At 63.8% G+C, this 20,551-nt stretch carries 23 protein-coding genes; 16 read left to right on the top strand and 7 right to left on the bottom strand.

What is annotated here, in order from left to right:
- The 3 genes from rfaE2 to gmhB all read left to right on the top strand — a co-directional run.
- Positions 1-492, top strand: a 492-nt coding sequence (gene rfaE2, locus O7A61_RS22970) for a D-glycero-beta-D-manno-heptose 1-phosphate adenylyltransferase (protein ID WP_337131744.1), incomplete at its 5' end; no start/stop codon positions are given.
- Positions 493-500: 8 nt separating this feature from the next.
- Complete coding sequence (locus O7A61_RS22965) at positions 501-1,073, top strand: D-sedoheptulose-7-phosphate isomerase (RefSeq protein ID WP_337108158.1); 573 nt, start codon at positions 501-503, stop codon at positions 1,071-1,073.
- Positions 1,066-1,707 carry a D-glycero-beta-D-manno-heptose 1,7-bisphosphate 7-phosphatase gene (gene gmhB / locus O7A61_RS22960; protein WP_337131743.1) on the top strand — a complete coding sequence of 214 codons (642 nt, stop codon included), beginning with the start codon at positions 1,066-1,068 and terminating at the stop codon, positions 1,705-1,707. Before O7A61_RS22965 ends, gmhB begins: the two co-directional genes overlap by 8 nt.
- 3 nt (positions 1,708-1,710) lie before the next feature.
- On the opposite strand, the gene O7A61_RS22955 is transcribed toward gmhB, so the two are convergent.
- Together O7A61_RS22955 and O7A61_RS22950 are read right to left on the bottom strand one after the other, a co-directional pair.
- Complete coding sequence (locus tag O7A61_RS22955; protein ID WP_140505030.1) at positions 1,711-2,505, bottom strand: glycosyltransferase family 2 protein; 795 nt, start codon at positions 2,503-2,505, stop codon at positions 1,711-1,713.
- Between the two features lie 248 nt (positions 2,506-2,753).
- Positions 2,754-3,233: an Lrp/AsnC family transcriptional regulator gene (locus O7A61_RS22950; RefSeq protein WP_027143279.1), complete on the bottom strand. Its 480-nt coding sequence runs from the start codon at positions 3,231-3,233 to the stop codon at positions 2,754-2,756.
- Between the two features lie 259 nt (positions 3,234-3,492).
- Between O7A61_RS22950 and trxB the strand changes: the two genes are divergently transcribed.
- The gene (trxB, locus tag O7A61_RS22945; protein ID WP_337131742.1) at positions 3,493-4,467 is read left to right on the top strand and encodes a thioredoxin-disulfide reductase; all 975 of its coding nucleotides are present in this window, start codon (positions 3,493-3,495) and stop codon (positions 4,465-4,467) included.
- Between the two features lie 91 nt (positions 4,468-4,558).
- Positions 4,559-5,455 (top strand): LysR family transcriptional regulator, encoded by an 897-nt coding sequence (locus O7A61_RS22940; RefSeq protein WP_027143277.1) that lies wholly within the window; start codon positions 4,559-4,561, stop codon positions 5,453-5,455.
- 14 nt (positions 5,456-5,469) lie between these two features.
- Here the strand turns inward: O7A61_RS22940 and O7A61_RS22935 are convergent, their stop codons facing one another.
- Entirely contained in the window at positions 5,470-5,967 is a 498-nt protein-coding gene (locus O7A61_RS22935; RefSeq protein ID WP_337131741.1) for a methyltransferase family protein, read from the bottom strand.
- A 747-nt stretch (positions 5,968-6,714) separates the two neighbouring features.
- Positions 6,715-8,766: an elongation factor G gene (locus O7A61_RS22930; protein ID WP_337131740.1), complete on the bottom strand. Its 2,052-nt coding sequence runs from the start codon at positions 8,764-8,766 to the stop codon at positions 6,715-6,717.
- Between the two features lie 399 nt (positions 8,767-9,165).
- Between O7A61_RS22930 and O7A61_RS22925 the strand changes: the two genes are divergently transcribed.
- A complete protein-coding gene (locus tag O7A61_RS22925) occupies positions 9,166-9,561 on the top strand; it encodes a (R)-mandelonitrile lyase (protein WP_337131739.1) in 396 nt (131 codons plus the stop codon).
- Between the two features lie 76 nt (positions 9,562-9,637).
- Here O7A61_RS22925 and O7A61_RS22920 read toward each other — a convergent pair whose 3' ends face one another.
- Positions 9,638-10,840, bottom strand: a complete 1,203-nt coding sequence (locus O7A61_RS22920; protein ID WP_337131738.1) for a pyridoxal phosphate-dependent aminotransferase — start codon at positions 10,838-10,840, stop codon at positions 9,638-9,640.
- 216 nt (positions 10,841-11,056) lie between these two features.
- Here O7A61_RS22920 and O7A61_RS22915 point away from each other — a divergent pair, with 216 nt between their 5' ends.
- From O7A61_RS22915 to O7A61_RS22905, 3 genes are all read left to right on the top strand, one after another.
- On the top strand, positions 11,057-11,953 hold the full coding sequence (locus tag O7A61_RS22915) for an EAL domain-containing protein (protein WP_337131746.1): 897 nt from the start codon (positions 11,057-11,059) through the stop codon (positions 11,951-11,953).
- Positions 11,950-12,804, top strand: a complete 855-nt coding sequence (locus O7A61_RS22910) for an EAL domain-containing protein (protein ID WP_337131737.1) — start codon at positions 11,950-11,952, stop codon at positions 12,802-12,804. Before O7A61_RS22915 ends, O7A61_RS22910 begins: the two co-directional genes overlap by 4 nt.
- An 83-nt stretch (positions 12,805-12,887) precedes the next feature.
- Positions 12,888-13,502: a glutathione S-transferase family protein gene (locus O7A61_RS22905; protein WP_337131736.1), complete on the top strand. Its 615-nt coding sequence runs from the start codon at positions 12,888-12,890 to the stop codon at positions 13,500-13,502.
- Positions 13,503-13,852: 350 nt separating this feature from the next.
- On the opposite strand, the gene O7A61_RS22900 is transcribed toward O7A61_RS22905, so the two are convergent.
- On the bottom strand, positions 13,853-14,065 hold the full coding sequence (locus tag O7A61_RS22900) for a cold-shock protein (protein ID WP_015316174.1): 213 nt from the start codon (positions 14,063-14,065) through the stop codon (positions 13,853-13,855).
- Between the two features lie 273 nt (positions 14,066-14,338).
- Here O7A61_RS22900 and O7A61_RS22895 point away from each other — a divergent pair, with 273 nt between their 5' ends.
- Entirely contained in the window at positions 14,339-14,665 is a 327-nt protein-coding gene (locus tag O7A61_RS22895; RefSeq protein WP_337131735.1) for a hypothetical protein, read from the top strand.
- A gap of 163 nt (positions 14,666-14,828) precedes the next feature.
- Here O7A61_RS22895 and O7A61_RS22890 read toward each other — a convergent pair whose 3' ends face one another.
- Positions 14,829-15,398: a methylated-DNA--[protein]-cysteine S-methyltransferase gene (locus O7A61_RS22890; protein WP_337131734.1), complete on the bottom strand. Its 570-nt coding sequence runs from the start codon at positions 15,396-15,398 to the stop codon at positions 14,829-14,831.
- A gap of 182 nt (positions 15,399-15,580) precedes the next feature.
- Between O7A61_RS22890 and O7A61_RS22885 the strand changes: the two genes are divergently transcribed.
- The 6 genes from O7A61_RS22885 to O7A61_RS22860 all read left to right on the top strand — a co-directional run.
- Positions 15,581-16,513 carry a lytic transglycosylase domain-containing protein gene (locus O7A61_RS22885; protein ID WP_337131733.1) on the top strand — a complete coding sequence of 311 codons (933 nt, stop codon included), beginning with the start codon at positions 15,581-15,583 and terminating at the stop codon, positions 16,511-16,513.
- Between the two features lie 5 nt (positions 16,514-16,518).
- Entirely contained in the window at positions 16,519-17,007 is a 489-nt protein-coding gene (locus O7A61_RS22880) for a GNAT family N-acetyltransferase (RefSeq protein WP_337131732.1), read from the top strand.
- A gap of 138 nt (positions 17,008-17,145) precedes the next feature.
- A complete protein-coding gene (locus tag O7A61_RS22875) occupies positions 17,146-18,414 on the top strand; it encodes an ABC transporter substrate-binding protein (protein ID WP_337131731.1) in 1,269 nt (422 codons plus the stop codon).
- Positions 18,415-18,452: 38 nt separating this feature from the next.
- Complete coding sequence (locus O7A61_RS22870; protein WP_337131745.1) at positions 18,453-19,367, top strand: carbohydrate ABC transporter permease; 915 nt, start codon at positions 18,453-18,455, stop codon at positions 19,365-19,367.
- Between the two features lies 1 nt (position 19,368).
- Positions 19,369-20,193 (top strand): carbohydrate ABC transporter permease, encoded by an 825-nt coding sequence (locus tag O7A61_RS22865; protein WP_337131730.1) that lies wholly within the window; start codon positions 19,369-19,371, stop codon positions 20,191-20,193.
- A gap of 103 nt (positions 20,194-20,296) precedes the next feature.
- Positions 20,297-20,551, top strand: a 255-nt coding sequence (locus O7A61_RS22860) for a DUF899 family protein (RefSeq protein WP_337131729.1), incomplete at its 3' end; no start/stop codon positions are given.

The following is a 20,551-nucleotide window of genomic DNA, read 5'->3' as shown; positions in this document are numbered from 1 at the left end:
ACCGCGCACAAGGACGCCATCCTTGACGTTACTTCGGCCGCGCGCATGGTGGCGGGATGGAAGGCGGAAGGTCTGAGCGTCGGCTTCACCAATGGCTGCTTCGATATCCTGCATGCTGGCCATGTCAGCCTGCTGCACGCGGCGCGCAGCCAGTGCGACCGGCTGGTGCTGGGGTTGAACAGCGATGCCTCGGTGCGGCGGCTGAAAGGGCCGGGCCGCCCGGTCAACGACCAGCATGATCGCGCCTGCGTGCTCGCCGCGCTCGCCTCGGTCGATGCCGTGGTGGTGTTCGAGGAGGATACGCCTTTGGCGCTGATCGAGGCGCTTCTGCCCGACATACTGGTGAAGGGCGCCGACTACACGATCGACACCGTGGTCGGCGCCGATGTGGTGCAGAAGGCGGGCGGCCGCGTCGTGCTGGTCGACCTGGTCGCCGGCAAGAGCACCACTGGCACCATCGGCAAACTACGCGCCGGCAGCGCCACCAACTGAGGGATCTCATGTCCGAATTGAACGATTATCTGGTCCGCTCGGCGGCCGCCATCACTGCCACGGTCGAGCGGGATTTGACCAGCGAGATGGAACGTGCGGTGAGCGCTGTCGTGTCGGCGCTTTCCTCTGGAAAGGCATTGCTGGTCTGCGGCAATGGCGGCTCGGCCAGCGACGCCATCCATATCGCCACTGAACTGGTCGGCCGCTTCCTGAAGGAGCGCAAGGCCTACAATGTGATTGCGCTGCCGGCGAACGCCGGGATGCTGACCGCCTGGGGCAATGATTACGGCTTCGACACGGTGTTTTCGCGCCAGGTCGAAGCGCATGGCGCTGCAGGCGGCGTGCTTTTGGCGATCTCGACCAGCGGCAATTCGCCGAGCATTCTCGCCGCGGCCGAACAGGCGCGCATGATGGATATGACGGTGGTCAGCCTGACCGGCGATACCGGCGGCAAGCTGAAGCCGCTCACCGACATCCTGCTCAACGTACCCTCGACCTCGACGCCGATCATCCAGCAGGGCCATTTGTGCCTCTATCATTATCTGTGCGAGGTGGTCGAAGCGCGCCTGTCGAATGGCTGACAGGATCGGGAAGCCGCACCCATTGACCGAACCGGGCCTGTGGGTGGAGCGGATCGGCGGCCGGGTTTTCCCGGCACGGTCGCCGGCGCTGTTCCTGGACCGCGACGGCACCATCAATGTCGACACGGACTATCCCAGCGATCCGGCCGAGATCGAGCTGAGGCCGCAGATGCTGCCGGCAATCGCCGCCGCCAACCGGGCGGGAATTCCGGTCGTCATGGTCACCAACCAGTCCGGCATTGCGCGCGGCTATTTCGGCTGGGACGTTTTCGCAGCGGTCAACGGCCGCGTGCTCGACCTGCTGCGCGGGCAGGGCGTGTCCGTCGACATGGTGCTGGCCTGCGCCTATCACGAGGCGGGCGTCGGGCCTCTCGCTGTAGCCGATCATCCGATGCGCAAGCCCAATCCGGGCATGCTGATCGAGGCGGGCAGGCGCCTTGATCTTGACCTCCAGCGCTCCCTGATGGTCGGCGACAAGCTGGCCGACATGCAGGCGGGCCAATGTGCGGGCCTTGCGCAGGGGTGGCTGGTCGATGGTGAGGCGGCACTTCAGCCCGGGTTCGCTATCAGGCGCTTGCATGACGACCACGATCTCGGCGGCCTGCTCGCCGCCATCGACGCGCTCGGATCGTAGGGCCTACGCTTGGTCGTTGCGTTGCGAGGCTTCGTAGAGCTTGGCCTCGGTGGCGAAGGAATAGATCATCACCGACATCGAGTAGACGAAGCCATGGCGGCCGCACAGGAAGTAGCGCTTGGCCAGGTAGAATTTGAGGAAATTGCCGAACGGCGATAGCACCAGCCGCACCAGGCCGGGCTTCTTGCCTTTCTCGACCAGCGTGACCGCCTTGAGGCCGGAATAGGCATTGGCCCTGGCAAGATCCTCCTCGACCGATATTTCACGGCGATGCAGCAGGACACCGTCTTCGATCGTGTCGGTCTCGCCCGGCACGCGAACGGATTCATGCACCCGCGCGGTGAGATCCATGGTGGCGCCTTCCCTGCGGAAAAGCCTGAGCAGCCTGTTGTGCAGCACCCAGCGATGGGCATAGCCGTAGCCCTTCAGCCAGTCGCGGCGGCGCATGTACCATCCGCTGGCCTTGCCCCCGGCCGCCTGGGTGATGGCCACGATCGACTGCCGCAACCGGTCGTCGACGCGCTCGTCCGGGTCGATCGAAAGACACCAGGGCTGGTTGGCGTGGTCGAGCGCGAATTGCCGTTGGCGGGGGAAGCCCGGCCAATCATTGTGCAGCAGCGTTATCGGATAGCCCTTTGCGATATAGCTTTCAATGCATTCGACGGTGCCATCCGTCGAGCCGGAATCAACGATGATGATCTCGGCACAGAAATCGATGCTTTCCAGGCACGGGCCGATCATGTCGGCCTCGTTCACGCAGATGATGAGCGCCGAGACCGGACTTGCAAAACGGGTCATGGTCCCCTTCCCATGGCGGAGTATCTCGGAATTCACGCTGCTCGTGCCATCTGTTCTCAAGCAATTCCGGGCGGAAAACCGTTACACACCCTTCCTGGAATTGCTTGAGAAACCAGTCAAGCGCCCAGTCGAGCAGTGAAGTCCGGCAGAGCCGTTCAGCCTTGCATACCGGCGTCTTTCGAATACCAACGCGGCGCCGATGTGGCGAACGCAAGGAATTCGCCCAGCGCACGGGCGTTCGCCTGGCCTCAGGGGCGTTCGAACGACACCAAACCCTCATCCTTGACGCGGCGGATGGTGAGCGCCGTGCGCACCGTGTCGACGTTCGGCGTCGAGGTCAGTTCCTCGATGACGAAGGTCTGGAAGCTGCCGAGGTCGCTGGCCACGCAATGCAGCAGGAAGTCAGACTCGCCCGACACCATCCAGGCATCGCGCACGATCGGCCAGCCGCGCGTGCGCTCGGCGAAAATGCGCAGTTCGGCATCGGCCTGGTGATGCAGCCCGACCAGGCAAAAGGCGACGACATCGAGCCCGAGCGCAGGCGCGTTGAGCAGCGCGCGATAGCCGCGGATGATGCCGGCTTCCTCCAGCCGCTTGACCCGGCGCAGGCAGGGCGGTGCGGAAATGCCGACGCGGTTCGAGAGCTCGACATTGGTCATGCGCCCGTCCGACTGAAGCTCGCGCAGGATCTTCCAGTCGATGGCGTCAAGGTCGGCCTTGAGGGGCATTGGGGTTCTCGATGATCGGTGGCGCAAGAATCTTTCGCGATTTTGTAATTAAACGACTTTTGTGGCGAAGCCAGCCCTCGTCGACGCGATTTTAGAGAGGTAACGAAAGCGCTCGTCGCGCGAATATCCGCATGGGCCGAAGCTTTCCGGGGACGACGGTCCGTTCGTCTTGCTGGCGTGGCTGGCAGCCCTTACATTAAGCGCGATATTCCACGTCTTTTTCCAAGGCACACCCGTGTCCGCCCCGCAGAGGCTCCAGATGATCACCAAGCATGCGCCCGTTCTCATCATCGGTTCCGGTCCGGCCGGCTATACGGCGGCGGTCTATGCCGCGCGTGCGATGCTGAAGCCGATGCTCGTCGCCGGCCTGCAGCAGGGCGGCCAGCTGATGATCACCACGGATGTCGAAAACTATCCCGGCTTCGCCGATCCGATCCAGGGGCCGTGGCTGATGGAGCAGATGCTCAAGCAGGCCGAGCATGTCGGCACCGACATCATCAACGACATCATCACCGAGGTCGACCTTAATGTGCGGCCGTTCCGCGCCAAGGGCGATTCCGGCACGACCTATACGGCCGATGCGCTGATCATCGCCACCGGCGCGCAGGCCAAGTGGCTGGGCCTTCCGACCGAGCAGGACTTCATGGGCTTCGGCGTTTCCGCCTGCGCCACCTGCGACGGCTTCTTCTATCGCGGCAAGGATGTCGCGGTGGTCGGCGGCGGCAATTCGGCGGTGGAGGAGGCGCTCTATCTGTCCAACCTCGCCAAGAGCGTCACCGTCATCCACAGGCGCTCGGACTTCCGTGCCGAGCGCATCCTGCGTGAGCGGCTGTTGAAGAAGGACAATGTCCGCGTCATCTGGGACACGATCGTCGACGAGATCACCGGGCGCCCCGGCAAGGCACCGCTGCCGCCTTCGGTCGAGGGGCTGAAGCTCAAGCATGCCGTGACCGGTGCCGAGAGCCACCTCAAGGTCGACGGCGTCTTCGTGGCCATCGGCCATGCGCCCGCGGTCGAGCTGTTCGCCGGCAAGCTGAAGCAGAAGCCGAACGGCTATCTGTGGACAGCACCGGATTCGACGCGCACCGACGTGCCTGGCGTCTTCGCCGCCGGCGACGTGACGGACGATATCTACCGGCAGGCGGTGACGGCGGCGGGGCTCGGCTGCATGGCCGCGCTCGAAGCGGAAAAATATCTGGCCGGCATCGAGGTGCATCGCGAGGCAGCGGAATAGGCGGCTCGCAAAACTGTTAGAAAATCGGCTTAGAAGCGCCGTGTAAAAGCCTGATTTTTCATTCAAACGCCAACCGGAACGAGGGGAAATCATGGCGTTGGACTGGGACAAGCTACGCGTGTTTCACGCTGCGGCGGAAGCGGGGTCGTTTACGCATGCGGCCGAGACCCTGCATCTGTCGCAATCGGCGATATCGAGGCAGGTCAGCGCGCTCGAACACGATGTCGGCGTGCCTCTGTTCAACCGCCATGCACGCGGCCTGGTGCTGACCGAACAGGGCGAGATGCTGTTCCGCACGGCGCATGACGTGCTGATGAAGCTGGAAACCATCAAGTCGCGGCTGACCGAGACCAAGGACCGGCCGTCCGGCGTGCTCAGGGTAACGACGACCGTCGGCCTCGGCGCCGGCTGGCTGACCGAGCGGGTGCAGGAGTTCATCGAACTCTATCCCGAAGTCAGCCTGCAGCTGATCCTTGCCAATGAGGAGCTCGACCTCACCATGCGCCAGGCCGATTGCGCCATCCGGCTGCGCCAGCCGCAACAGCCGGACTTGATCCAGCGCCGCCTGTTCACCGTGCATTTCCATCTCTACGCGGCGCCCTCCTACGTCGCCAAGCACGGCAAGCCGGGCTCGATCGCAGAGTTGAGAAGCCATCGCATCGTCACCTTCGGCCTGCCTGTGCCGTCGCATCTGTCGGAGTTGAACTGGCTGGAGACGGTCGGCGATTTCGAGAGTGGCCAGCGCGTGCCGTCACTGCAGATCAACGACATCCTGTCGATCAAACGCGCCGTGCAGGGCGGTGCCGGCATCGCCATGTTGCCGGACTATGTGATCAGCAAGGATTCCGGCCTGGTGCAGCTGCTGCCGGAAACCGAGGTGCCGTCCTTCGACACCTATTTCGCCTATCCCGACGCGATGAAGAACCAGGCCAAGCTGCACGTGTTCCGCGACTTCATCATCGCCAAGGCCAGAAGCTGGTCCTTCTGATCCAAGGTCAGAGCCTATTCTTTCCAAGGTGTAATCCGCGGCAGCCAGCCCGGTACGTTGCGGCGGTAGGCTTCGTATTCGGCGCCATAGCGGCCGGCGAGCGTCGGCTCCTCATAGAGCCTGACGAAGGTCACCATGGCAGCCGCCGCGATTGCCGCGTACGCGGCGATCGACCAGCTCGAAAACAGCAGCGCCTGGCCGAGAATGATCGACAGCACGGCGACATACATCGGATTGCGGACATGGCGATAGATGCCGCCGATCACCAGCCTTTCGGTCGGTGCGACAGGGGCGGGTGTGCCCAGCCCCTCCAGTGCGAAGCGGGCGAAGGCATGCAGCAGCACGGCGGCGGCGGCGGCGATGAGCACGCCGCCGGCGAAGACAAGGCCGGGCAGGGGCGACCATGGCAGGCCCCAGCGAGCGCTGAGCAGCCAGGGAATCAGCCCGGCGACCACGCCGGGGGCCGCAATCAGGAAAATGCCGCTGCCGGCAATCGCCGAAAACCTGCGCATTGGTTGATCTCCGCTTGACTGCCTTTGAATTAAACCGCTGCTGCCTCATTCCACATCATCAGTGTTTTTCGGCATTTGGGGAGCAGAATCGGCCGGCATCGGCGTTTTCGAGACGACAATGACCTGAAAGCGAGCTTCATTTTCACGATTCTGCTGGTCCTATTGGCTTCTGAAACGGGTTGGACCACAGCCTGTGCCTTTTTGCATGCGTGTGTTGCAAAATAGATGCTTGTTTCTTGGGCATGATGAGCACATATATAGATCATCTCCTGGGCGCGTTCTCCTCCCATTAGCGCCCTCGAGTGTTCCCCTCTGGAGGTTAGCCTTAACAGGCACTTCCAATCAAACTCAGCCGGATCTTCATTGATCCGGCTTTTTTGTTGCCTGCATGCCAATGGGATGGCTGAAAAGTTCACCAGAATTGCCGCGTAACAGTGTCATGTAACCTCTGGTAACATGACAAGGATACCCCTCATCTGCTAAGTGGATCATAGGACGCGGTGTGGTTCGGACGGGAGATGGGGGCATCACTCGGACGACCCGGGCTCAGGCGGCTACCGCGTCCGAACCTTTTCCCGCCGAAGCGCGGCGATCTTGCACGCGGCGGACCTGCCGTTTTTCCTCCCAAGAAAACGGTCCGCAAAACAAAACGGCGTCCGGCCCCCCGGGCGTCGTTTTTGGTTTTTGCCCCCTCGATCCTTCGAAGGGGGCGCTTCACATGCATTCCAAATCGGCCACCGGGCGAAATCAGGCGGCCTTGCCGTTGGCGTTCATCGCCTCGTCGGCGAGACGGCCAGTCAGCTCGGCCATGTGGTCGAAGGCGGCCCGGTAGCTGGCAACGCCTGAAGTGGCCGACCGCAGCTCGATGATCAGATCACCGATCTCGGCCTGCGGCATAGTCGCCTCGACGACATCCCATCCCGGCCAGTCGGGCCGCGCGTCATAGCCGAGGATCTGGCCGCGCCGTTGCGGGATCAGCGCGATGATCTTCGACGTCGCGTCCGACGGCGTGACGATCTCGACCTTCATCACCGGCTCCAGAAGCACCGGCGAGCAGGCGGCCATGCCTTCCTTCATGGCGAGCTTGGCCGCCATCTGGAAAGCCATGTCGGAGGAATCGACCGCATGGTACGAGCCGTCCGACAGGTTGACCGCGACGTCGACAACGGGAAAGCCGAGCGGGCCGGACTTAAGGTAATCGCGTATGCCTGTTTCAACCGACTGGATGTAGGTTTTGGGCACGACGCCGCCGGTGATGGTGTCGGTGAACTGGAAGCCGGAGCCGCGCGGCAGCGGCTTGATCTCGATCACCACATCGCCGAACTGGCCGTGGCCGCCCGACTGTTTCTTGTGGCGGCCGCGCTGCTGCACCGGTTTGCGGATCGTCTCGCGATAGGGCACCGCCGGCGCATGGCCCTCGACCGGTATCTGGTTCTTGCCCTCCAGCCGCTCGCGCACGACGCGCAGATGCATCTCGCCATGGCCTGACAGCACGGTCTCGGCCGAGTCCTGGTTGTGGTGCAGGCTGAGCGAGGGATCTTCCTCGGCCAGGCGCTGGATGGCGGCCGACATCTTGACCTCGTCCTTGCGCTCCTTGGGGCGCAGCGCGAAGGCGAAGACCGGCTGCGGCGGCTCGACGTCGAAGAGCTGTTTGGCCCCGCCCTTGGCCGAAGTCAGCGTCTGGCCGGTCTTGACTGCGTCCAGCTTGCCGAGCGCCACGGTATCGCCGGTCCTGGCGGCGGTCAGCTTGACCTGGTCCTTGCCCAGCATCCTGTAGATGCCGGAAACCTTGGCGGTGTCGCCGCCGGGCAGCCATAGTTCCGAGCTGTCGGCGACCTGGCCGGACAGGATGCGCGACACCGACAGCTTGCCGCCATGCGGCGTGTGGATGGTCTTCATCACCTGGACCACCGCCGCGTTGCCGTCCGGGGCGCCGAGCCGCTTGCGGGTCGCCTCGATGTCGGGCGCGTCGTGGCGGATCGTCTTCAAGAGGCGCAGCACGCCATTGCCTTTCTCGGCGGTGCCGATCAGCACCGGCGTCACCGCGCCGTCGCGCAGATCAGCGGCGAGATCGTCGAAGATCGCGTCCTTGGGCGGTTCGATCTCTTCCAGCAACTGCTCCATCAGCTGATCGTCATGGTCGGCCAGCGTCTCCAGCATGGAGAAGCGGGCCTCCAGTTCGCGCGCCTTGTCGTCGCCGGGTATCTGAGCCACCTCGCTCTCGGCATATTCGCGGTAGATGTAGGCGCGCTCCAGCGCCAGATCGATCGAGCCGATGACGACGCCGTCCTTGCGCAGCGGAATCTGGCGCAGAAGCAACGGCGCGGCACTTGTCGGCTGCAGCATCTTCAGCGTGTCGCGCACGCCCGCGATCGCCTTGTCGACCTTGTTGAGGAACAGGATGCGCGGCACGCCGAGATCGTCGAGCTTGCGCATGATGAGCTGCAAAGCGGGGATCTTCTTTTCGTCGGCCTCGGCCACGACCACCGCGACATCGCAGGCGGCCAGCACCGGTTCGGCCTCGAAGGAGAATTCGATCGACCCGGGGCAGTCGATGAAGGTGAACTGTTCGCCCATGAATTCGGTGGTGGCGATTGACGCCTCGACGCTCATGGCGTGGGCGCGGGCTTCGGGCGAATGATCTGAAACGGTATTGCCAGAGGAAACCGGGTTCTGGCGGGGAATGGCGCCGGTACGGGCCAATATGGCTTCGAGAAGTGTCGTCTTACCGCTTGCGAAGGGACCGACTATGGCAATGCATTTCGGTCCCGTGCGTCGTCCTCCGGCGCGATTACCCATGGCTGACCTCCACTCAGGCGTTTTTCCTGGGGACCGACTGGCATTCATGGTTCAGGCCAAGGTCAATCGGTCCTGAGCGGCGGCCGGCCTGTTCGACCGTCGCGGGTGGGTCTGTTTCGACCTGCCCGCGATTATCGTCCCACTTGTTTGCCGGGAGGGCAAGGAAAATAGGAGCCGGTGGGGCTGGCCGGCTCAGGCGCTGAGCGCGAGCGGTTCGACCGAGCGGCCGGCAAGCAGCGCGGCGGTCCCATGGGGGCAAGGTTCGTGGTCAAGAAAAAATCAGGCCTTCGTCCGAGCGAGGTGACCCGGCCGGTTGCGTCCGGGCCAATCCGGGCCGAGAATGCATTGACTTCAAGGGACCGGCGTCTCGCCAGCTCCCACCAGCTCCAGGGACAGACGATGAAGATCATAGCTTGCGGCAGCGTGCCGACCATCATAGCGCCGGACAAATACTTCACCGGCCGGGTTCTGCAGACGCCGATCATCGAGACGGAGGCGCCGGCGCGGCTCAGGGCCACGCTGGTCAGTTTCGAGCCCGGCGCGCGCACCCACTGGCACACGCATCCGCTTGGCCAGACGCTTTATGTGACCGCTGGCGCCGGCCTGGCCCAGACATGGGATGGACCAATCCAGGAAATCAGGGCCGGTGACGTCATCTCATTCGCGCCTGGCGAGAAGCATTGGCATGGCGCGGCACCGAAATCGGCGATGACGCACATCGCCATGCAGGAGGCGCTTGACGGCATCCATGCCGACTGGCTGGAAGCGGTGACGCCGGCGCAATATGGCGGCTGAGTGCTGAGCCTGGATTGACAAAACCCGGCGGTAACGCCGAAAGCGGTGACACCGGGTTTGTTTCGGACTTACCTGATCAGATCAGCGATGCCGTGAAGCGCTGGATGCGGGTGCAGGCTTCCTCCAGCAGCGTCTCCGAGGTGGCGTAGGAGATACGGAAGTTGGGGCCGAGGCCGAAGGCCGAGCCGAACACCACCGCGACGCCCTCTGCCTCGAGCAGTTCCGAGCAGAAGGTCTCATCGGTGTCGATCACCTTGCCGGCCTTTGTCTTCCTGCCGATCAGCTGGGCGCAGGACGGATAGACATAGAAAGCGCCTTCCGGTGACGGGCAAGTGATGCCGCGCGCCTGGTTGAGCATCGATACGACGAGGTCGCGCCTGCCTTGAAAGATCGCCTTGTTCTTGGCGATGAAGTCCTGCGGGCCGTTGAGCGCCTCGACGGAAGCCCATTGCGCGATGGTGCAGGCGCCAGAGGTCTGCTGGCCCTGGATCATGTCCATCGCCTTGATCAACTGGACGGGACCGGCGGCATAGCCGATACGCCAGCCGGTCATCGCATAGGCTTTCGAGACACCGTTCATGGTCAGCGTGCGCTCGTAGAGCCTGGGCTCGACCTCGGCGATGGTCTTGAAGACGAAGTCGCCATAGGTCAGGTGCTCATACATGTCGTCGGTCAGCGTCCAGACCTGCGGATGCTTCAACAGCACGTCGGCCAGCGCGCGCAATTCGGCCTCCGTATAGGCCGCGCCCGACGGGTTCGACGGCGAGTTCATCAAGAGCCATTTGGTCTTCGGCGTGATCGCCTTTTCCAGCACCGCGGGGGTCAGCTTGAAGCCGTTGTCGATCGAGGTGTCGGCAAACACCGACGTGCCGCCGCAGATCGCCACCATTTCGGGATAGCTGACCCAGTAGGGGCGAGGGATGATGACCTCGTCGCCGGGGTTCAGCGTCGCCATGAAGGCGTTGAACAGGATCTGCTTGCCGCCGGTGCCGACGATGGTCTGCTCGGGCCTGTAGTCGAGATTGTTCTCGCGCTTGAACTTTTTCGCGATCGCCTCGCGCAGCGGCACGATGCCCGAAACCGGCGGATATTTGGTCTCGCCACGGCGAATGGCCTCGATCGCCGCATTCTTGATGTTGTCGGGCGTGTCGAAATCAGGCTCGCCGGCGCCAAGGCCAATGATGTCCCTGCCGGCATTTTTCAGCTCGCGGGCTTTCTGCGTCACCGCGATGGTGGCGGAAGGCTTAACGCGGGAAAGGGTGTCGGCAAGAAAGGCCATGACCGTTTGTCTCTCCAAAGGATCGGCGCGGCTAGGAGCGGCCGCGGCGCTTCTCATGTCGCAACATTCCCGTCAGTGCAAGCCTTGTCGGCTGGGCCAGGTGGGACGGCGCGGTCAATGAGGCGTGATCGGCAACAATAAGTTCATTAACGGGCGGTAGAGGCTTGCATGGCAGGATCGCCGTTCAATTCCGCCTGGTCGCGGAGCGAGGAACCCTTGTCACGCAGCATCGGACTTGCCCATATCATCCGTCATGATGACGGCACCTCGAGCGGTGTCTGGGGCATTTATACGCTGCAAAGCGCGTTCCAGCCGATCTTCGCCTTCAACGAGGGCAAGCTGTCGGTCGCCGCCTTCGAAGGGCTGATCCGCCCATTTCGCGACGGCGAGCCGCAATCGCCGATGACCTTCTTCTCGACATGTCCGGCGGCCGACCGCCTGCATGTCGAAGCGCTGACCAGGACACTGCATCTGCTCAATGCCGGCGCCTGCCTGCCGCGGGAGGCATCGATCTTCGTCAATTTCGACCCGTCGGTGTTCACCGAGCGATCGATCGTCGACAACGCCTTGCGTGACATGCGGCTGGTACTGCACGAGGCCGGTATCGATCCGGGCCGCGTCGTTTGCGAGGTGACGGAGCAGAGATCGGCATCGCAGGAGGCCCTGCACGGCTTCGTCGCCGCGCTCAGAGCCAACGGCTTCCGGATCGCGGTCGACGACTATGGCGCCGACGATTCCGACATCACGCGCGTCAAGGAGCTGAGCCCTGACATCGTCAAGTTCGATGCGCACTGGATCACGCAACTGATGGAATCGGGCGCTGGTTTCGCGCTGCTGACGTCCATGGTGAGGAGCTTCGAGGACCAGGGCATCCGCACCGTGTTCGAGGGTATCGAGGAAGGTTGGCAACTGGAGTTGGCCGAGCGATCGGGCGCCTCGATGGTCCAGGGTTACGTGCTGGCCCGTCCCGAACTGGCGCCGACTAGTTTCCGCGCTTTCGCAAAGAGCAGTCCGGAACCTGCCCCCGCCGCAAGTCATGCGTCCGCTCCCGTCACCGTAACGCCGCGCAAGGGGCGGCCCGCAAAAGCCTTCGGACGCAGGGTATCGCCATGAACGCCGAGCGGCGGCGCACCATGGGCGATGCGATCTTCGCCGACGAGATCGGAATCGAATATGGCGTCCATGGCGACTTCCGCCTGCGCAGCGCCTATCAGCCGATCTACGCCCCGCGCGGCAGCAGCTTGCACCCGGTGGCCGTCGAAGGCCTGATCGAGCCGCACCGCGCCGGCCGGCCGGGGTCGCCACGGATGTTCTTCGACAGTATCGCGGCTTCGGACCGGCTGTTCGTCGAAACCACGTGCCGCGTGCTGCATCTCAGGAATTTCCACAATATCGGCGTCGAGGGGCTCGACCTGTTCTTCAACTACAATCCACTGGTCAACGCCCATGCTGGACGGGCGCTGGCCGAGATCCGGCTGATGAGCCGGCATCTCGACGAACTCGGCCTGGCGCCCGCCATGCTGGTCTGTGAAATCACCGAACAGGCGGCGGACGATGCGCTGCTGGCAAGGCTGGTGCGTGAAATGCGACGCGACGGCATCCGCATTGCCATCGATGATTTCGGGACCGGCCATTCGACCGAGGAGCGGGTGAGCCTGCTTCAGCCCGACATCGTCAAGATCGATGGCGGCTGGTTCGCGGAATTCTGCCGCCACGCCGCCGCGGAACGCTTCTTCCGCCCGCTGGTGTCCAGCCTGCACGACCGCGGCGCCAAGGTGCTGGTCGAGGGCATCGAGCAGCCCACCCACCTGCGTGTCGCGCTCGAAGGTGGGGTCGATTTGCTGCAGGGATTTCTTCTCGGGCGTCCCGCGCTTGCCGGCACCATCTTCAACGAAGAGCCGCTTGCGGTCGATGCGCTGCTGGGCTTCGACAACAAGGTCGTGCCGTTGCATAAGCGGCGTTGATGGTCGCGCCAAAAGAAATCACTGGTTGAGGATGGCGCCGCTGCGATAATCCGCACGCAGAAGCAGCGCTCCGGGGAACCACAATGATACTCTACAGCATGATCGATAGCGGCAATTGCTACAAGCCGCGGCTGCTGATGGCCAAGCTCGGCCTCGCCTTCACCACTGTCGAGGTGAGTTCGCATACCGGCGATACGCGCAAAGCCGACTTCGTCGCCAAGAACCCGAACGCGATGGTGCCGCTGCTGGAGCTGGACGATGGCCGGCGGCTGGCAGAATCCAACGCCATCCTGCTCTATCTCGCCGAAGGCACGCGCCTGCTGCCGGCGGACAAATACGAGCGCGGGCTCGCCTATCAATGGCTGTTCTTCGAGCAGTACAGCCACGAGCCCTATATCGCGGTGCGCAAGGCGCTGCTGACCTTTCCCGAACGCGCCGCCGATGCCACGCCCGAGCGGCTGGCGGTGACGCTGGAGCGCGGCAACAAGGCGCTTGGCGTCATGAACACATATCTGGAAAACAACGCCTTCTTCGCCGGTGCGTTCAGCATCGCCGACATCGCGCTTTATGCCTACACACACACGGCGGAGCAGGGCGGCTTCCAGCTCGACGCCTATCCCGCGGTGGCCGCCTGGCTCGGCCGCGTGGAGGCGGACGCGGGGCATGTGCCGATCGAGTGGGTGCCCTCAACTACTTGAGAAGGCGGTGTCTGCCTTCGCCTGAATTGCCGAGGATAATTTGTCATATGCCTCCCCGAAAGAGGGAGCGGCAAAGTCGTCATGACGGTGCCGCCATTGGGCCTATAATGCCACCGCCCGCGCCGTTGGGCGCGATCTGGCATCCAAAATCCAGACAAATAAAAAGGCGGGATGAATCCCGCCTTCCCATTTCGGTAGCCTGATCGGGAGCGTCCGGTCCGGGCTGGCAGCTATCTGCTGTTCCAGCTTGTCGGGTCTTTCCACTCCGGCGCGCTTCTCGCGCGACCGTCAGTACATCCGTGACTTGCCGCGCGCCCCGAACTCTCGTCCGGCGCGCGCCATTTTCAAAATCAGGCTGCCTTGCTCAGAGAACCAGCGGACGACTTGCCAGTGCGGCGGTCCTGCTCGATCTCGAAGTTGATCTTCTGGCCTTCGACCAGGGTCGACAGTCCAGCGCGCTCGACAGCCGAGATGTGGACGAAAACGTCCGCGCCGCCGCTGTCAGGCTGGATGAAGCCGAAACCCTTGGTGGCATTGAACCACTTGACCGTTCCAGTTGCCATATAAATAGTCCTTCACATTTGCTTTGGTATGACCAGACCGAAGTCCAGCCGGTGTGCATCGAGATTTTGGAGATAGACGTCAGCAAACGCGAAGATCGCGAGGCCCGGATCGATCGGCCGAAATATCAATGGGGCTGATATAGGCTGCTTTCGCACAAAAAACAAGACTGCGTGAAAAAGCCGTGATCGGGGCCGCCCAACGGCCGCCCCAATCTGGTGAAACCGTGGCGCAAGATCGTGCCGTCCCTGGGCGGCGGATCGAGGGGAGGGACCATGAAAACCATCCTGCTTGCCGCCTGCCTCACGCTGGTGGCCGCCCAGGCGCAGGCGATCTCGCGCTACGACCCCATGCGTATGCGCTGCGGCAAGGTCCAGTCGACGATCGCGCGCCAAGGCGCGGTCATCCTGCGTTATCAGTCGACGCGGGTACCGGGGCTGCCGCTCTACGACCGCTATGTGCAGAGCCAGCAGTTCTGCACCATGGGCGAGGTGAGGACGCGCGCCTACGTGCCGAGCGCCGATACCAAGTCCTGCCCGGTCTATATCTGCAAGCGGCTGGACAATGAGCGTTTCAGGCACCGGTTCATCCGGCGCCATTAGGGTGTGTTGAGATTCAGGTGATGCCGGCCTGCAAACAGCGACTTTCTGCGCTTCCGGTGCTCACGTACTTGAGTACGCTCCGCTCCGGTTCTCGAAAGTCACTGTTTTCGGCTCGGCCTGACCTGAATCTCAACACACCCGGGAGCGGCTCCTGGAATTGCTCTCAAAACCCGAAGGACACCTGCGCGGGCGGCGGCGGGCCGACGCGCACGCCTTCCATGGCCAGCATCTTTTCCTTGGTGACGGATCCGCCGGGCGCCGAGAAGCCGCCGATCTTGCCGCCGGCGGCCAGGATGCGGTGGCACGGGATAACCAGCGGCACCGGATTGGCGCCAAGGGCCGCACCGGTTTCGCGCGGCAGGCCGGCATGGCCGGCGCGCTTGGCGAGTTCGCCATACGTGGTGGTTTCGCCATAGCTGAGTTTTCGTGCCGCGTCGTAGACGGCGAGGCGGAAATCGTCGATGCCGTCGAGATCGACGGGAAAGCCGGTGAAATCGACGTCCTCGCCCGCGGCATAAGCCTTGATCGAGGTGATCAGCTCGACCACCCATGACGGCTGGGCCGTGGAGGCGGAAACGCCGGGGTGGCGCATCAGCCGCCGCTCCACCGCTTCGCGGCTGCGTTCGGGCAGGCAGAGCCGGATCAGGCCCTTTTCACTCCAGGCGATGCCCATGAAACCGATCACTGTTTCTAACACTGCGTGGCCAGCCGTGATCGAAGATGCCGTTTTCATGCTGCGCTCCTTTCCGCCAAGCGGCGGAATCCGGGATTCCCGCCGGTACATATCAGGAACAATATGGCATCGCTGCCTGCGTCCCGCCACCCGAAAACCACCAGATGGCCCCGATTGCTACCCAGGAATCGCTGGTGTAAGGGAAATCTTAACGACCCGACAAACCGGACTCCGAGCGCGGCTTGCCAGCAAAACAAACCCTTATCGCCATCGGCGTGATCGTGGCGGCAGCCGGCATGAGCGGTTGCACCTCGACCTCGCAGATGAAGGCCGCGCCGTCCCTGACCGAAACCGCGACCGCGGCAGGCAGCGATGCCGGCTTCACCGTGCCGCTGCCGGACACGGTTTCGGTGCTGCCGCAATCCTCCGGAATCACACCGGTTCAGACCGCTGAGTTAATCCCGAGCCCGGCCACGCCGGCACTCGATCCGGCCGTCCAGCCGGCCGCGGCGACCGCCGCCTTTGCCGGGGCAACCCCAACCTCGCCGGCCGTGCCCGCCGTGATGGCCGCCAATGCCTGGCAGGCGCCGCCGCCGTCCAAGGCCGGCCAGCCGATCGAGGCGGCCGGGACCTACACGACCGCCGGGCTTGTCATGCCGGCGGTTGCCAAGGGCGGCCAGAAAATGCCCGGCGTGCAGCAGGTAGCCTATATCGTGCCGCAGAACCCGGCCGCACTGGTGCAGTTCCCGTCGGCGCCCGTCGAGCCGGAGCAGCATGCGACAGGCATGCGGGGCGACGTCGACCGGCTGATCGTCAAATACGCCGCCTTCTACCAGGTGCCGGTGGATCTGGTGCGCCATGTCGTTAACCGCGAAAGCACCTTCAATCCCAAGGCCTACAATAACGGCCATTGGGGGCTGATGCAGATCAAGCATGCGACGGCGCGCGGCATGGGCTATGACGGGCCGGCCAAGGGCCTGTTCGACGCCGAGACCAACCTCAAATACGCGGTCAAATATCTGCGCGGCGCCTGGCTGGTGTCGAACGGCAACGCCAAGAAGGCCGACTGGCTCTACCAGACCGGCTATTATTTCGACGCCAAGCGCAAGGGCCTGCTCGAGGCGACCGGCCTCGGCGTCGACCGCAGGCGCGGGCGTCTTCAGCCCGACGCCTGAGCGCGATGCCCGAACCGCGCCCGCCGGCTCCAAACGACATCCGGCTGCGCAAGATCCTCGATGAGACGCTGGTTGCGCCGCACTGGCCGGACGGCTTTGCCATGCGCTGCTTCGAACATGGCGACGCTCTGCCCCTGCATGCGTTGCTGGGCGAAGTGTTCGACGATGGCACCGACGGCCCTTTCGACGAATGGTGGCCGCGCATTTCGGAAGACCCCGAATTCGACCCTGCGTTGTGTTTCCTCGTCATCGATGCCAAGGGCCGGCTGGCGGCTGTTGCACTGTGCTGGACCTCGGCGTTCGTCAAGGACTTGGCCGTTCATCCCGAGGCGCGCGGCAAAGGGGTCGGCGAGGTGCTGATGTGGCACGCCTTCGCCATTTTTCGTGATCGGGGCGCCGCCCATGTCGACCTCAAGACCAATACGCTCGAGAACGCCGCCGCCGTGCGGCTCTACGAGCGGCTGGGCATGAGGCCCGTCGCCTGGGAAGGCTGACCAGCGACGCTGATCGGTGCCGTCATCGCCACCGGGGATGGCCTGTTCGGGAACCCAAAGCGCTGCTCCGCATTCAATGAACGGTGGGGTCTGACCGGCTGCCGGTGCCGTGCGCCGGCTGCCAAGGGAGATCCACCGATGAAGGTTTTCCACGCATTGCTGGCGTTGAGCGTCGCTGCCGTTCTGGCTGTAGGTTCGGCCCGCGCGGTCGAGCTGTCGATCGTGTCGGGCGACACCGGCAACGGCATCAAGGTGCTGCGCGAGATCCTCGACCGCTATGAGAAAGAGAGCGGCAACAAGGTCACCATCGTCGCCATGCCGTCGTCCGGGACCGACCAGTTCGGCCAGTACAGGCTGTGGCTCGCCGCGGGCAACAGCGACGTCGACGTCTACCAGACCGACGTCATCTGGGCACCGCAGCTCGCCAGCCAGTTCGTCGACCTGACCGAGGCGACCAGGGATGTCGTGGCCAAGCATTTCCCGTCGATCATCCAGTCGCAGACCGTCGACGGCAGGCTGGTGGCGCTGCCGATCTTCACCGATGCGCCGGCGCTCTATTACCGCAAGGATCTGCTCGACAAATACGGCGCCAAGGTGCCGGCCACCTGGAAGGAACTGGGCGACACAGCCCGTCTGGTGATGGACAAGGAGCGGGCCTCGGGCAACAGGGATATCTGGGGCTTCGTCTTCCAGGGCAATGCCTATGAGGGGCTGACCTGCGACGCGTTCGAATGGGTGGTGTCGAACGGCGGCGGCCATATCGTCGAGCCGGATGGCGCCATCTCCATCAACAACGCCCGAGCGGCGGCCGCGCTCGACATGGCCAAGGCCTGGATCGGCACCATCGCGCCGCCCGGCGTGCTCGCCTATCAGGAAGAGGAATCGCGCGGCGTGTGGCAGACCGGCAATGCGGTCTTCATGCGCAACTGGCCCTATGCCTATGCGCTGGGCAACAGCCAGGGGTCACCGATCAAGGGCAAGTTCGATGTCGCACCGCTGCCGGCGGGCACGGGCGAGGGCGCCCGGCCGGCGGCGACGCTCGGCGGCTGGAACCTTGCGGTCTCGAAATATTCCAGGCACCCGGACGCGGCGATCGAACTGGTCAAGTTCATCGCTTCGCCGGCAATGCAGAAATACCGCACGCTGAAGACCGCCAACCTGCCGACCATCCAGGCGCTCTATGACGATGCCGACATCGCCAGGCAACAGCCGATCATTCCACACTGGAAAGAGGTGTTCCTCAATGCCGGGCCGCGACCCTCGGCGGTGACCAGGAACAAGTACAACGAGGCGTCGAGCCAGTTCTGGAACGCCGTGCACAAGACCTTGTCCGGCGAAGGCAGCGCCGCCGACAACCTGGCCGACCTCGAGGCGACGCTGACCCGGCTGAAAGGCAAGGGCTGGTGAGCGCGCACTCGGCTGATGCGCGCTCTGGCTCGCGGCTGATGCGCCAGCGCGTGCGCTCGGCATGGCTGTTCCTGGCACCGATGCTTCTGGTGCTCGCCGCCGCCGCCGGCTGGCCGCTTGCGCGCACGGTCTATTTCAGCTTCACCGATGCCTCGCTGTCCGATCTCGACGCCCGCCAATGGGTCGGCTTCGCCAATTATGTCTCGGTGCTGCGCATGCCGAGTGGCAGGGTCATCTACGACGGGCTGCTTCTCGATCCGGTCTGGTGGGGCGCCGTGTGGAACACCGTGCGCTTCGCGGTGGTTTCGGTGACCTGCGAGACGATCCTCGGCATGGTCGTCGCCCTGGTGCTCGACGCCGAATTCCCAGGGCGCGGCATCGTCAGGGCGGCGATCCTCATCCCCTGGGCGATCCCGACCATCGTCTCCGCGAAGATGTGGCAGTGGATGCTGAACGACCAGTTCGGCATCATCAATGTCGTGCTGATCAATCTCGGGCTGATCGACCACAAGATCGCCTGGACCGCCAGCGCCGACACGGCGATGGCGGCGGTGCTGATCGTCGACATCTGGAAGACGACGCCCTTCATGGCGCTGCTGATCCTGGCCGCGCTGCAGATGCTGCCGCGCGAGATCATTGAGGTCGCCAGGCTCGACGGCGCCAATCCCTGGCAGATCTTCTGGCGGGTGACCTTGCCGCTGATCCGCCCGGCGGTGATGGTGGCGGTGATCTTCCGGGCGCTCGATGCGCTGCGCATCTTCGACCTGATCTATGTGCTGACGCCCAACAATGCGCACACCAAGTCGATGTCGGTGTTCGCCCGCGAGAACCTGTTCGAGTTCGACAAGTTCGCCTATGGCTCGGCCGCCTCGACCCTGCTCTTCCTCATCCTCGCTCTGCTTACCATCCTCACCATCCGCATCGGCCGGATAAGCCTGGAAGGAGGCCGCTGAGATGTGGCTCCTGAAGCGCACGGCCTTCTATCTGCTGATCGGGGCGATCGTTCTTATCGCGGTGTTCCCGTTCTATTATGCCATCGTCACCAGCCTGAAATCGGGGACCGCGCTGTTCCAGGCCGATCTGTGGCCGAAGGCGCCCAGCCTCGGCAATTATCGCAACGTGCTGGCCGAAGGCGCCTTCGTGCACAACCTCCTGAATTCGCTGGTCGTCTCGGGCGCGGTCGTGGCGCTCTCGCTGTTCCTTGGCGTCACCGCCGCCTACGCGCTGGCGCGTATCCGTTTTCGCGGCCGCTCGGCATTGCTGTTCGCCATCCTGTCGGTCTCGATGTTCCCGCAGGTGGCGGTGCTGGCCGGGCTGTTCGAGCTGGTGCGGATGTTCGGCCTCTACAATTCGCTGTTCGCGCTGATCTTCTCCTACATGATCTTCACGCTGCCGTTCACCGTCTGGGTGCTCACCGCTTTCGTCCGCGACCTGCCGGTCGAGGTCGAGGAGGCGGCGATCCTCGATGGCGCGACGCCGTGGATCATCATCACGCGCATCTTCCTGCCGCTGATGTGGCCGGCGCTGGCGACCACCGGACTGCTGGCCTTTATCGGCGCGTGGAACGAATTCCTGTTTGCCCTGACCTTCACCTCCAACGATGCGCGGCGGACCGTGCCGGTGGCGATCGCGCTGCTCTCCGGCAATTCGCAGTTCGAAATCCCGTGGGGCAACATCATGGCGGCCTCGGTGATCGTCACCGTGCCGCTGGTGGTGCTGGTGCTGATCTTCCAGCGCAAGATCGTCTCCGGCCTGACCGCCGGCGGGGTCAAGGGGTGAGGCAGTTGCGGGCGCGTAAAAATGTCGGAACCGGTTACGGCGAAACGTCCTTGGGTCGTAGAGCACCCTGCCGGGACGCAGGCACGACTTGAAGGAGCCGATCATGATCACCTTTCCCAACGAATCCGCCAAATACCGCACCGCGCGCGAAAAGCTGCTGAAGAAGGAAATCGAGCTGCGCCGCGCCATGGAAGCCGTGGCCGAGGCGCGCCGGTCGCTGCCGCCGGGCGGGCTGGTGCCGCAGGACTATGTGTTCGATGGGCTGGATATGTCAGGCAAGACCGCGAAAATAAAACTCTCGGAGCTGTTCGCGCCCGGCAAGGACACGCTGATCCTCTACCAGATGATGTTCCCGCGC

Source organism: Mesorhizobium sp. Cs1321R2N1, assembly GCF_037179725.1.
Lineage (GTDB): Bacteria > Pseudomonadota > Alphaproteobacteria > Rhizobiales > Rhizobiaceae > Mesorhizobium > Mesorhizobium salmacidum.
The sequence above is the reverse complement of the archived record's forward strand: the minus strand, read 5'-3'. Positions and strand labels throughout refer to the sequence as shown.